Raw genomic sequence first — 12,269 nt, forward strand, 5'->3', positions numbered from 1 at the left:
TACTCCGCCGGCGTCGTGCCGGATCAATAGTTTGTTCACCTTGCGAGTCTGTTACTATTGTAACATTCGCTCGTCGTTACACTTCGACATTCATCACAGTTAATGAAAACTACTTACGAATTTGCATTACTGTAACGTGATTAAAATCACAAATTACCACTCAATACCGTAGCAATTATCGTTAGTCCCCTCTTAAGCATAATAGATACCACGCCGCCGATGAGGATGTGATAATTCTAACACACAATAACAATTACACTCGATAGCGTGGCGCACATTTTGCCCAATTTACGGGCAATTAAAACGCTACAAATTGAAATATAAACTATTTTTCAAAAAAGAGAGTGGTGATGGAATTATCACATTTACAGCAACACCAGCGGCACGGTGGCCGCTGGTTCAGGAGACAGGCTTACAGGGCGAGAAAAACCCCGGCGATGGTGGCGCTCATCAGGTTGGATAGCGTCCCCGCCGCTACCGCACGTAGCCCAAGCTGAGCGATATCCTGCCGCCGGTTGGGCGCCATTCCCCCGAGTCCGCCAATCAGAATGGCGATCGATGACAGGTTGGCAAAGCCGCACAGCGCGAAAGAGATAATGGCTTTGGTGTGATCTGAAATGACCTGCAGCCCGGCCGCCGCCACTTCGGCATCCGCCTTTAAATATTCGCCAAAGTTCATGTAGGCCACGAACTCGTTAATGATCAGCTTCTGGCCGATAAACGACCCCGCCACCGTCGCTTCGTGCCACGGCACGCCAATCACCCACGCCAGGGGTGAGAAGATCCAGCCGAGGATCATCTGCAGCGACAGCTCAGGATGGTTAAACCAGCCGCCGACGCCGGAGAGTATGCCGTTCAGCAGGGCGATCAGCGCAATAAACGCCAGCAGCATCGCGCCGACGTTGAGCGCCAGTTGCATACCAGACGCGGCGCCGGAGGCGGCGGCATCCAGCACGTTGGCCGGTTTATCCGCGTCAGCGCTTTGGCTGTCATGAGCCGGGTTATCGTCCGGTTTTTCCGTTTCCGGTACGATAATTTTGGCAAACAGCAGGCCTCCCGGCGCCGCCATAAACGACGCGGCAATAAGGTACTCCAGCGGAACGCCCATCTGCGCATAGCCCGCCAGTACCGAGCCCGCCACCGAGGCCAGGCCGCCGCACATGACCGCAAACAGCTCCGAGCGAGTCATGGTGGCGATATAAGGACGCACCACCAGCGGCGCTTCGGTCTGGCCAACAAAGATGTTTGCCGTGGCCGACAGCGATTCGGTACGTGAGGTCTTCAGCACTGCCCGCAGCGCGCCGCCGAGAATGCGAATGACCAGCTGCATAATGCCCAGGTAGTAAAGCACGGCAATCAGCGACGAGAAGAAGACGATCACCGGCAGCACGCGCAGGGCAAAGACGAAGCCGCCGCCGCCAAACACCTCGAACATTTTATCGGAGACCAGCCCGCCGAAGATGAAACTAATCCCTTCATTGCCGTAGGCAATAACGCTGGCGACGCCATTCGACATCGCTAATAGCGCCGCGCGCCCGGCCGGTACATACAATATTAACGCGCCGATACCCACCTGGATTATCCAGGCGCCGAGCACGGTGCGCAGGTTAATGGCTTTTCGGTTATTGGAGAGCAGCACAGCAATGGCCAATAGCGCCACCATGCCGATAAGTCCCATGAGGATTTGCATACAGATTCCCTGTGTTTTTGATAGTCCAGTACTAACCGCGTGATTATATCGGCCTGAAACTATCCTGCCCGTCTGGCTTCACACATTTTAAGCAAATCAATGATATGGATGGACAATTATGAGAAATCGATCACCATACAGAGGCCGGGGGAAGGGAAAACAAGGCGAGCGTATTGTGCATGATCCTTTCTTCTATGGCAGCCGGCGACTCCGGACGCAGTTCACACAGCGCCTCAAATACCCGTGCAGCTTGTTCCGGTCGATTGGGCTGTCCCTGAAAGCCATTTAGCGGCATATCCGGCGCATCGGTCTCCAGCAGCAGAGCGGAAAGCGGCAGACGCGCCATCACTTCACGGGTTTTACTGGCGCGGGGATAGGTAATGGTGCCGCCAACGCCGATCTTATAGCCAAGCTGAACGAAGCGCTCGGCCTGCTGCAGGCTGCCGGCAAAGCCATGGATGACTCCGGTACGCGGCAGGGCATGTTTTTTCAGCAGCATCGCCAGCTTATCGTGGGTGCGTCTGGAGTGGAGGATCACCGGCAGATCGTAACGCTTCGCCAGCCTCAGCTGCGCTTCCAGCAGCGCCTGCTGACGATCAAACTGCGGATCGTCGCGATAAAGATCGAGGCCAATCTCTCCCACCGCCACCAGTTTAGGCGGCCGCTGCGCCATCAAGGCTTCCAGCTGCGCCAGTCCCTCATCAGTATGCTCTTCGATGACGATCGGATGCATACCCAGCGCGGCGTACAGCGCTTCGTGCTGAGCTGCCAGCGCCAGCACGCGGCTAAAACGCTCAGCAGAGATGGCTGGAACGATAATTCGCCCGACGCCGGCCTGCGCCGCACGCGCCAGGCTGGCGACCTCATCTGCCGCGAAGGGGGGAAAATCAAAGTGACAGTGGGTATCGATAAAACGGTGCGTCACGCCAGATCCTCATGATCAAAACTGGGGTCATTCGCCTGGGGCGCAGGAATGATGGTCGCCTGGGGCGCTTCATTGGCCACCGGCACCGGCGGCACCACCACCGGCGCGGGCCGGGCAATACGCGGCGCGTGGCGCAGCAGCGGCGGCTGGTCGGCCAGTAGTTTACCCACCGTCGCCAGGAAATAACGGCCGCACTGGCGCCCGGTTTTGTAGTCCTCCAGCAGCGCCGGTAGTCGGCTGCCAAGCGCCATGCTGCGCAGCGGCCGCTGCGGATAGATTTCGAAGATCCGCAACTTACCCGGCGGTTTCTCGATGAACTGCTGGATGGCGCGGTAGGTGGTTTCATGATGATGCACCAAATTGACCAGCGGTTGCAGACTACTCTCTCCCAGCCAGCGCTCCATCCGCTTGAACCACTGCGGGGTATAAAACATCTGCGAAGGGACGGTACGGATCACCACGATGGTCTGGGCGCCGCGGCGGGCCGCCTCCTGCACCGGGATCGCATCGCTGACGCCGCCGTCCAGGTAGCTAACGCCGTCGAGCAACACGCCGCTGCGATAAAAGCCGGGGATGGCGCTGGAGGCGCGGATCAGATCCAGCCACGTTTGCGGCGTCGGCGAAAAATAGCTAGCGGAGTAATCGTCACCGCGGCAAGCGCATAGCCACAGCTCTTTCCCCAACGCGAACTGCGCTTCGGCATAGTTCATGGCAAGCGGCATTTGCTGCGAAGTGGCCTCAACCAGCCAGTCGAGATCGATAAGGTTGCCGCCGCGCACAAAGCGCATCGGATCGAAAAACTGGCGTGAAGTGGTGTAGCGGGTGATAACTTTGCGGGCATAGCCTTGCTGATTACACATGTAGGCGGAGAGGTTTTGCGCGCCGGCGGAAGTACCCAGCATCAGGTCAAAGGGGTTAAATCCGGCGCGCATAAATTCGTCCAGCACCCCGGCAGTAAAAATCCCTCGCTGTCCTCCGCCTTCGCATACCAGCGCCAGCTTGCCTGGTCGGAAGGGTTTAACCGCCAGCGGGGCGATATTGCCCAGCGTGACGGGAATGCGTTGCCCCACCCTGCTTTCCTGTTCGATTGATCTTCTCCTGACAAGGTAACGCAATTTGCCCGCCGCTTAAACCACGAAAGCCAGTCCTCAGGACTGGCTTTGTGTAAGATGACGTGTCAGTAAAAATGCTTAGGCTTCAGTATCGCCCGCATCGCGGGCCGCCTAAGGACGTCTGCGTCCTGTAAACAGGCTCACCAGGAACAAGATAATCCCGACGACAAAGACGATTTTCGCAGCGCCAGCGGCCGTACCCGCCAGACCACCAAAGCCCAGAGCCGCAGCAATTAATGCAATGACCAGAAAAATAATTCCCCATCGAAACATACTTTTCTCCTTACCATAATGGACGGTGAACAGCGGTTTGCGCACCCTTTCTGTATAGCTCATCGCTCAGTGGATGCTGCTATTCGTTCGGCAACCTTGGCCAGACAACACTTTTGTTAATAACTCGGTTTACTTAACGCTAAGATCGTTGCGCACGCTTTTCACACCGGAGACCGCTTTCGCAATCTCTGCGGCACGCTCCGCCTGCGCCGCGGAAGCCACCGTACCGGTCAGATGTACCGCGCCGGCGTTGGTTTCGACTTTCACATTGCGCGAAGGGACAATGTCATCCGCCAGCAGCTTGGCTTTCACTTCGCTGGTAATGGCGGTATCCCCGGCATAGCCTTTCAGCGTCGCCGTCTCGCTCGATGATTTATGATGGACCGTCAGCTTGTCGTTAACATGTGAGACGCCTTTGACCTCTTTCGCTACGCTCAGTGCCTGACTTTTCTGTTCAGCACTGGTGACGTCGCCGCTGAGGGTGACCACTTTATTCTCCGTTTTCACCGAAATATCGCCGGAGTTAATATCTTTATGGTCGATCAGCGCCGCTTTTACCCGTGCGGTAATGGTACTGTCATCCATAAAATCGCCGACTTTGTTAATCGAATTATCTACCGCCTCTCCCGCATTGCTGGCAGCCGACTTCGCACTGTCTACCGTTGTTTTTTCCGTCTCTGCCGAGGCGTTCAACGCGGCTAAGCCTAAGAAGAGCGCCAGCAACATATTGGCATTCTTTAGTCTGGTCATCGTTATGTCCTCGTTTTTTCACCAGCGCTGGCGTCTTATCGCAGTGAATTACGCCAGCATTTTTAAAAACACGAATTAAATATAGTAGACAGACGAAGGGGTTGCGGAGGATATGGATAAAAAACAGACGAATTAGCGGTGTTTTAAGAACTTTCCAGAAGGAAGGGAACGGGGGCGTAACCAGAAAAAAGCGCGGCCTGCGCCGCGCTTCGTCAGGGATTAGTGCTCGCGCGTTTTGCGGAACACCACGTCAGGGTAACGCTCCTGCGTCAGGTTCAGGTTGACCATTGTCGGGGCGATGTAGGTCAGGTTATCGCCGCCATCCAGCGCCAGCTGAACTTCATTTTTCCGCTTGAACTCTTCGAACTTCTTCACGTCAGTAGATTCAACCCAGCGCGCGGTGGCCACGTTGACCGATTCGTAAATCGCTTCCACGTTGTATTCGCTTTTCAGACGCGCTACCACCACGTCAAACTGCAGCACGCCGACGGCGCCAACGATCAGATCGTTATTAGCGATCGGGCGAAAGACCTGGACCGCGCCCTCTTCAGAGAGCTGAACCAGCCCTTTCAGCAGCTGTTTCTGCTTCAGCGGATCCTTCAGGCGAATACGACGGAACAGTTCCGGCGCGAAGTTCGGAATACCGGTGAACTTCATCATCTCGCCCTGGGTAAAGGTATCGCCAATCTGAATGGTGCCGTGGTTATGCAGGCCGATGATATCGCCTGGGTACGCTTCTTCAACGTGCGAGCGATCGCCCGCCATAAAGGTCAGCGCGTCGGAAATCACTACGTCCTTGCCGATACGCACCTGACGCAGCTTCATACCTTTTTCATATTTGCCGGACACCACCCGCATGAAAGCCACGCGGTCGCGGTGTTTCGGATCCATGTTGGCCTGAATTTTAAACACGAAGCCGGTGAATTTCTCTTCCGTGGCGGTGACTTCACGCGTGTCGGTGTTGCGCGGCATCGGCGCCGGGGCCCACTCCACCAGGCCATCCAGCATATGGTCAACGCCGAAGTTACCTAACGCGGTTCCGAAGAAGACCGGGGTGATTTCCCCGGCCAGGAACAGATCTTTGTCGAACTCATTCGACGCCCCCTGCACCAGCTCCAGCTCGTCACGCAGCTGCTGCGCCAGGTCTTCCCCCACCGCCGCGTCGAGATCCGGGTTGTTGAGCCCCTTCACGATACGCACTTCCTGGATGGTGTGGCCTTTACCGGTCTGATACAGGTAGGTTTCGTCTTTGTAGAGATGATAAACGCCTTTGAACAGCTTGCCGCAGCCGATAGGCCAGGTAATCGGCGCGCAGCCGATTTTCAGCTCGTTCTCGACTTCATCCAGCAGCTCCATCGGATCGCGGATATCACGGTCGAGTTTGTTCATAAAGGTGAGGATCGGCGTATCGCGCAGACGGGTGACTTCCATCAGCTTACGGGTCCGATCTTCGACGCCTTTTGCCGCGTCAATCACCATCAGGCAGCAGTCCACCGCCGTCAGGGTACGGTAGGTATCTTCGGAGAAGTCTTCGTGCCCCGGGGTATCCAGCAGGTTCACCAGGCAGTCATGATACGGGAACTGCATTACCGAGGTGGTGATCGAGATACCACGCTGCTTTTCCATCTCCATCCAGTCGGATTTCGCGTGCTGGCTGGAACCACGACCTTTTACTGTACCGGCGGTCTGAATCGCCTGTCCGAACAGCAGCACCTTTTCGGTGATGGTGGTCTTACCGGCATCCGGGTGAGAAATAATGGCAAAAGTGCGGCGTTTGGCCACCTCTTGCAGATAAGGAGACAACGTCATAATTAATCTTCTAAGTAAACGCGGCCATGGGCCACGCATGTGGAATACGAAAAATTGCGGCTATTTTACCCATCAACGGGGGGGAGGCAATCAGTGTTTACACAGGAGCTGCTCCAGTTCGCTTAACGAGGTCACCGTCCAGTCCGGCTCGAGGTCCGCCGGCAGCTCGCGCTGATGCGCATTGAGCCAGCAGGTCGCCAGTCCGGCGTTCACGCCGCCGCGAATATCCGACTCGGCGGTATCGCCGACCATCAGCACCCGCGAGCGCGGTGGGTTACCCGCCTGCGCCAGCGCATAATCGAAAATACGCGCGTCCGGTTTGGCGACACCCACCTGTTCAGAAATAATCAGCAAATCAAAGTGATCGCGTAAACCTGTGCGTTCCAGACGAGTCTGCTGCAGCGAGGTAAAGCCGTTGGTGATGATGCCCATTCTGACCTTGCCCTGCAGCGCGTTGAGCAGCGAGACCGCGCCCGGCAACGGGGCACAGATTTCCGCCATCGCATTCATGAAAGCGTCGTTCAGTTCGCCCGGAGGGACGTTCAAACGTTCCGCCCAGCTGTCAAAACGCTGATGCTGTAATTGTAGCGAGGTGATGGCGCCGTTTTGGTAATCCACCCATAGCGGCTTGTTCACGGCCTGATAGTCCTGAAAATCTTCGGCGGTAAAGGTCACGCTGTAGTCGAGAAACATCCGCTGCAAGCCGCTGAAAGAATCAAACGTAAACAGCGTTTCATCGGCATCAAAGAAAATCCAGTCCCATTTCATCGTATCACCTTGTGTTACATACTGATTGGCAGAGCCATAATAATGGCGTCTTCGCGTCCGTCGGCCGTAGGATAGTAGTTGCGGCGGATGGTTGCCTCATTGAAGCCTACGCTCTCATACAGCGCGATGGCGGCAACGTTGGATGCTCGCACCTCCAGCCACAGCGTGACGACGCCGAGTTTTTCGACTTCATCAATGACATGCTCCAGCAGCGCTCGCCCCAGGCCGCGGCGCTGGTAGGCGGGATCGACGGCGATATTGAACAGCGTCGCCTCATCCAGCACCACTTGCGTAATGGCGAAAGCCGCCATTTCGCCATCTACCGACAGCTGATAGTTGCGATAGCGCTCCCCCTGGTTACTGGCCAGAGTCTGTTCGCTCCACGGGAAAGCGTGGGCGCGTTTTTCGATGTGCCAGGCTTTGGTTAAATCAGCCGTGCTGAGGGTAGAAATCGTGTTCATGTGCGCAGATTTGTTGCCAGAGCGCCCTGCGAGCCGGCGCGCTGGTCTGGAGTTCATCAAAAGCGGGGGTGGACACCTGGGCGCCCGCCAGCGGCAGCGACGCCTCTGTGCCCAACCGCCAGCTGTTGCAGCGGCTGTCCTGCGGCAGCATCGCCACCCGCTCCGGAGTCAGCTGCAGGACCTGATCTGGCGTCACGGCCAGCGCGCGTAATATGTCGCCAATCAGCGGCTCTGTCAGCGACGGCGGGGTTTCCGCCACCATCACCAGACGAATATGTTCAGGAAGCGAGATAGCGATTTCGCCCTGCAACGCCCCCGGTCGGCGCAGCGACCACTGGGTAATGCCCAGCTGCTGTAATTGCCAGTCTCGTCGGGATGTCATAGCGAAACACTCCTGTTAAACAAGCGCGCAATATAGCAAATCCGTCGTATCTGCGCCAACAAACTACTATAATCGGCGCCAGTCTTAATGAAGGAGTGTTTCATGTCCGCTTTTACCCCGGCAAGTGAAGTCTTGCTGCGCCACAGTGATGATTTCGAGTCCGCCCGCGTTCTGTTTGCCGGTGACCTGCAGGATGACCTGCCTGCGCGTCTGGATACCGCGGCCAGCCGCGCCCACACCCAACAGTTCCACCACTGGCAGGTCCTCAACCGCCAGATGGGTGACACCGTCCGTTTTAGCTTAGTGGCTGAGGCCGCTGACGTCGCCGAATGCGACACCCTGATCTACTACTGGCCAAAGAACAAACCAGAGGCGCAGTTCCAGCTGATGAACCTGCTCTCTCTGCTGCCGGTGGGAAGCGACATTTTCGTCGTCGGTGAAAACCGCAGCGGCGTCCGCAGCGCGGAGCAGATGCTGGCTGAATACGCGCCATTAAACAAAGTGGATAGCGCCCGCCGCTGTGGCCTCTATCATGGCCGTCTGGAAAAGCAGCCGACCTTCGACGCCGACGCATTCTGGGGCGAATACACACTGGATAATCTGACGATTAAAACCCTGCCGGGCGTCTTCAGCCGCGACGGTCTGGACGTCGGCAGCCAGCTGCTGCTCTCCACCCTCGAGCCGCATACCAAAGGGAAAGTGCTGGACGTCGGCTGCGGCGCGGGCGTGCTGGCCGCCGCGCTGGCCAGCCATTCACCGAAAGTGCGCCTCACCCTGTGCGACGTCAGCGCCCCGGCGGTCGAAGCCAGCCGCGCGACGCTTGCCGCCAACGGCCTGGCTGGCGATGTGTTTGCCAGCAACGTCTTCTCCGAGGTCAATGGTCGCTTCGACATGATCATCTCCAACCCGCCATTCCATGACGGCCTGCAGACCAGTCTCGAAGCCGCCCAGGCGCTGATCCGCGGCGCGGTTCGCCATCTGAACAGCGGCGGCGAGCTGCGCATTGTCGCCAACGCCTTCCTGCCGTATCCGCAGGTGCTGGATGAGACGTTCGGCTTCCATGAGGTGATCGCCCAGACCGGGCGCTTTAAGGTCTATCGCACCATCATGACCCGTCAGGCGAAAAAATAATCGTCTTTTCACGCCGGCGGCCCGCTCCTGGTACCGCTGGCGCTTCCCGCGGGCAAATCCGCCCATTTTTGCAGCAATCGATACAACCTGCATAATTAACTATTGACGTGTCGCCGAAAACCACTAGAATGCGCCTCCGTGGTAACGATACTTTCAGAGTATCGATGGTATGCGAAGGTGGCGGAATTGGTAGACGCGCTAGCTTCAGGTGTTAGTGTCCTTACGGACGTGGGGGTTCAAGTCCCCCCCCTCGCACCATAATCCACGAAGATATTGCTCGCACTGGGCGAAGGTGGCGGAATTGGTAGACGCGCTAGCTTCAGGTGTTAGTGTCCTTACGGACGTGGGGGTTCAAGTCCCCCCCCTCGCACCAACGAGGCAATATCCCAAAGAAAGAATACTGTGCGAAGGTGGCGGAATTGGTAGACGCGCTAGCTTCAGGTGTTAGTGTCCTTACGGACGTGGGGGTTCAAGTCCCCCCCCTCGCACCAATATTCTTCCCTCTCCCGGCATTATCCTCTCAGTTTAATATCCACAATCATCAGCATTATTCCGCCGATCAACGCGACACACGATGGCAGCAGGATAAAATGGCGCAATTGACGATGCCAGATCATCGCCGCGGACATCAGCATGCCCACCGCGACCAGTACCCGCCATACGTCAGCCGACACTCCGGCATACCCGAGAGCGACAATTAGCGCGCCGGGAATCATCACTCCCCAGCCGCTTCCTAATGCTCGCTGCAGCATGGTTTCACCTCTCACAACGATAATGATAACCAATATCATATGATAATATTTATCATTTGTCATTTGCGACGTGCTCTGCCCCTTTTTCTTTACGTTCGCGGTAATGACATACATTCATGAAGGTGATAAATTAAGCGGATTATCGATATATATTAAATATTTTGCTTATTTTGCAAATAACCTTTTTTTGCACATTGTTATCAGACTCTTCATTTTTGGCTTTCATCATTTTGAAATTTAACGACTAATAATGATTCTTCCGATATGACTGCACAAACCTGGCGAGCACACTACGCACAAAAATATCAATATTCCTTACGGCTTTTTTTACTGCTTAATTTCATTTCTTCCTCGCTGTCGCTGGTCACCCCCCTATTTACGGTAGTTCGTTTTACGCTGCCCTGCGCCCTGATCGTCGTCTGCAGCGGGCTGCTGCTGCTCTGGCACTGGAAATGGCCGCAATCGAAAATAAATATTCCCACTATCTCGTTGTTATTTGGCATGCTATGGGCATGGCACGTAGTGACAAAAGCGATGCTATTGACACCGCCGCATTTTAACTATCTGGTGATCGCCCTATTAAGCATTCTGTTTATCGGCACCATCGCTTTTTCCAATAATATCACTGCCTTTACCCTCCACTCTTTACCAACTTTCCTTGCCTGCCTGATAATGGCGGAGGGGGAACAATGGTTGCGTATGACTTACTGCTTTATGCTGCCTATAGCCGGTATTACCCTGCAAAATATTATCCAGAAGCGCAGCGATGCCTTTACGCAGGGTTTAATGGATAAACTGATGCATGAACGCAATACGCTCAACGATCTCAGTATGCTCGATCCCCTGACCGGTTTGTATAATCGCCGCGGACTGCAGAACCGCCTCGATACCCTGCTGGCGCTGGACGGCGACAACCACTACGTGCTGCTCCTCGATATCGATCACTTCAAGGCCTATAACGATCACTATGGTCATATGATGGGTGACCAGGCGCTTATTCGCGTCTCTGCTGCCATTCGCAACGCTGTACGCTCACGCGATATTGTCGCCCGCTTTGGTGGAGAGGAGTTTATGGTGCTGCTGACCAATAGCAGCGAAGAAACGGCCTGGCAGACAGCCGAACGTATACGTCAGCGGGTCTATGACCTGAAGATCCCGCATATGTTTAATGAAAGCGTCGCCACCAACGTCACCATCAGTATTGGCCTGACGCCGCTCATTAATGACAACATTGAACAAGCGCTGGCGCGCGCCGACGGCGCACTCTATGAGGCAAAAAATAAAGGCCGCAACATTATTCTTGCCAGTTGACCTGCGCGCGCTGCGACATCGCGGCGCCGATAAAAGCCTTGCCATGCCGCCTGCAAGCAACTAATATCAGTAATCATTATCATTTAGATTTGTATCTGGAAATCGAATGGCCTGGCGTTCCCTTCCTCTCAGCGATGAACTTATCTGGCGGGCTCCTTTGCCGACGGCTGAGCATGCCCTGGCGGAGAGTATTCGGGAAAAAATCGCCACCCTGCGTCCACACCTGCTTGATTTCCTGCGACTTGACGAACCCGCCCCACGGCACGCGTTAACGCTTGCCGAATGGTCGCAACCCATCGCCTTGCGCTCCCTGCTGGCCACCTGGTCCGATCATATCTATCGTCATCAGCCGACGCTGCCTCGGGAACAGAAGCCTCTGCTCTCGCTCTGGGCGCAATGGTATATCGGCCTGCTGGTGCCGCCGCTGATGCTGGCGCTGCTCAATGAACCGCAAGGCCTCAGCCTGGCGCCAGAACATTTCCATGTCGAATTTCATGAAAGCGGCCGGGCGGCCTGCTTCTGGATTGATGTGCATAGCGATGCCGACATCGAGAGGCTTTCACCGCAGGCGCGAATGGATGCCCTGGTAACGCGCACCCTGCAGCCGGTTGTTGAGGCGCTGGCAGCGACGGGCGAAATCAATAGCAAACTTATCTGGAGCAATACCGGCTATCTGATTAACTGGTATCTTGGGGAAATGCGCGCGCTGCTGGGTGATGAGCGGCTTGCCGCGCTACGTCAGCACTGTTTTTTTGAAAAACAACTCGCCGATGGCCAGGATAACCCGCTGTGGCGAACGGTGATGCTGCGTGAAGGGCAGTTAGTCCGACGCACCTGCTGTCAGCGCTATCGCCTGCCGGATGTCCAACAGTGCGGCGACTGTACGCTTAAATAATTACCACTTA

14 protein-coding genes and 3 tRNA genes are annotated in these 12,269 nt (G+C 55.9%); 7 read left to right on the forward strand and 10 right to left on the reverse strand.

Features of this window, described 5'->3' with window-relative positions; translation table 11 throughout:
* Positions 1–412: 412 nt before the first annotated feature.
* The 9 genes from AB1E37_RS21775 to AB1E37_RS21815 all read right to left on the reverse strand — a co-directional run bounded on the left by AB1E37_RS21775 (position 413) and on the right by AB1E37_RS21815 (position 8,170).
* Positions 413–1,690 carry a NupC/NupG family nucleoside CNT transporter gene (locus tag AB1E37_RS21775; protein WP_004146034.1) on the reverse strand — a complete coding sequence of 426 codons (1,278 nt, stop codon included), beginning with the start codon at positions 1,688–1,690 and terminating at the stop codon, positions 413–415.
* A 130-nt stretch (positions 1,691–1,820) separates the two neighbouring features.
* Positions 1,821–2,615 (reverse strand): metal-dependent hydrolase, encoded by a 795-nt coding sequence (locus AB1E37_RS21780; RefSeq protein ID WP_004177496.1) that lies wholly within the window; start codon positions 2,613–2,615, stop codon positions 1,821–1,823.
* Positions 2,612–3,685 (reverse strand): patatin family protein, encoded by a 1,074-nt coding sequence (locus AB1E37_RS21785; protein WP_004146038.1) that lies wholly within the window; start codon positions 3,683–3,685, stop codon positions 2,612–2,614. Before AB1E37_RS21785 ends, AB1E37_RS21780 begins: the two co-directional genes overlap by 4 nt.
* 153 nt (positions 3,686–3,838) lie before the next feature.
* Positions 3,839–4,000, reverse strand: coding sequence for a DUF1328 domain-containing protein (locus AB1E37_RS21790; RefSeq protein WP_002887716.1), 162 nt, complete (start codon positions 3,998–4,000; stop codon positions 3,839–3,841).
* Between the two features lie 129 nt (positions 4,001–4,129).
* The gene (osmY, locus tag AB1E37_RS21795; RefSeq protein ID WP_004146042.1) at positions 4,130–4,750 is read right to left on the reverse strand and encodes a molecular chaperone OsmY; all 621 of its coding nucleotides are present in this window, start codon (positions 4,748–4,750) and stop codon (positions 4,130–4,132) included.
* Positions 4,751–4,969: 219 nt separating this feature from the next.
* On the reverse strand, positions 4,970–6,559 hold the full coding sequence (gene prfC, locus AB1E37_RS21800; protein ID WP_002887711.1) for a peptide chain release factor 3: 1,590 nt from the start codon (positions 6,557–6,559) through the stop codon (positions 4,970–4,972).
* 90 nt (positions 6,560–6,649) lie between these two features.
* Entirely contained in the window at positions 6,650–7,327 is a 678-nt protein-coding gene (gene yjjG, locus AB1E37_RS21805) for a pyrimidine 5'-nucleotidase (RefSeq protein WP_004146044.1), read from the reverse strand.
* Positions 7,328–7,341: 14 nt separating this feature from the next.
* Positions 7,342–7,788 carry a ribosomal protein S18-alanine N-acetyltransferase gene (gene rimI, locus AB1E37_RS21810; protein WP_002887706.1) on the reverse strand — a complete coding sequence of 149 codons (447 nt, stop codon included), beginning with the start codon at positions 7,786–7,788 and terminating at the stop codon, positions 7,342–7,344.
* Positions 7,757–8,170 carry a DNA polymerase III subunit psi gene (locus tag AB1E37_RS21815; protein ID WP_004146046.1) on the reverse strand — a complete coding sequence of 138 codons (414 nt, stop codon included), beginning with the start codon at positions 8,168–8,170 and terminating at the stop codon, positions 7,757–7,759. The genes rimI and AB1E37_RS21815 overlap by 32 nt, the downstream gene beginning before the upstream one ends.
* 102 nt (positions 8,171–8,272) lie before the next feature.
* On the opposite strand from AB1E37_RS21815, the gene rsmC reads away from it, so the two are divergent.
* The 4 genes from rsmC to AB1E37_RS21835 all read left to right on the forward strand — a co-directional run bounded on the left by rsmC (position 8,273) and on the right by AB1E37_RS21835 (position 9,792).
* Complete coding sequence (gene rsmC, locus AB1E37_RS21820) at positions 8,273–9,301, forward strand: 16S rRNA (guanine(1207)-N(2))-methyltransferase RsmC (protein ID WP_004177499.1); 1,029 nt, start codon at positions 8,273–8,275, stop codon at positions 9,299–9,301.
* Positions 9,302–9,472: 171 nt separating this feature from the next.
* Positions 9,473–9,559: transfer RNA gene (locus AB1E37_RS21825), tRNA-Leu, on the forward strand.
* A 28-nt stretch (positions 9,560–9,587) separates the two neighbouring features.
* Positions 9,588–9,674 (forward strand) — tRNA-Leu (locus tag AB1E37_RS21830).
* 31 nt (positions 9,675–9,705) lie between these two features.
* A tRNA-Leu gene (locus AB1E37_RS21835) sits at positions 9,706–9,792 on the forward strand.
* 21 nt (positions 9,793–9,813) lie between these two features.
* On the opposite strand, the gene AB1E37_RS21840 is transcribed toward AB1E37_RS21835, so the two are convergent.
* Positions 9,814–10,053 (reverse strand): DUF1435 domain-containing protein, encoded by a 240-nt coding sequence (locus AB1E37_RS21840; RefSeq protein ID WP_002887654.1) that lies wholly within the window; start codon positions 10,051–10,053, stop codon positions 9,814–9,816.
* Positions 10,054–10,123: 70 nt separating this feature from the next.
* On the opposite strand from AB1E37_RS21840, the gene AB1E37_RS21845 reads away from it, so the two are divergent.
* From AB1E37_RS21845 to fhuF, 3 genes are all read left to right on the forward strand, one after another.
* On the forward strand, positions 10,124–10,294 hold the full coding sequence (locus tag AB1E37_RS21845; protein ID WP_004221147.1) for a hypothetical protein: 171 nt from the start codon (positions 10,124–10,126) through the stop codon (positions 10,292–10,294).
* Positions 10,295–10,317: 23 nt separating this feature from the next.
* Positions 10,318–11,364 (forward strand): GGDEF domain-containing protein, encoded by a 1,047-nt coding sequence (locus AB1E37_RS21850; protein WP_020802799.1) that lies wholly within the window; start codon positions 10,318–10,320, stop codon positions 11,362–11,364.
* A gap of 106 nt (positions 11,365–11,470) precedes the next feature.
* Positions 11,471–12,259, forward strand: a complete 789-nt coding sequence (gene fhuF, locus AB1E37_RS21855; RefSeq protein WP_002887652.1) for a siderophore-iron reductase FhuF — start codon at positions 11,471–11,473, stop codon at positions 12,257–12,259.
* Positions 12,260–12,269 lie beyond the last annotated feature (10 nt).

Source organism: Klebsiella sp. Shm-1 (assembly GCF_040804525.1).
GTDB lineage: Bacteria > Pseudomonadota > Gammaproteobacteria > Enterobacterales > Enterobacteriaceae > Klebsiella > Klebsiella pneumoniae.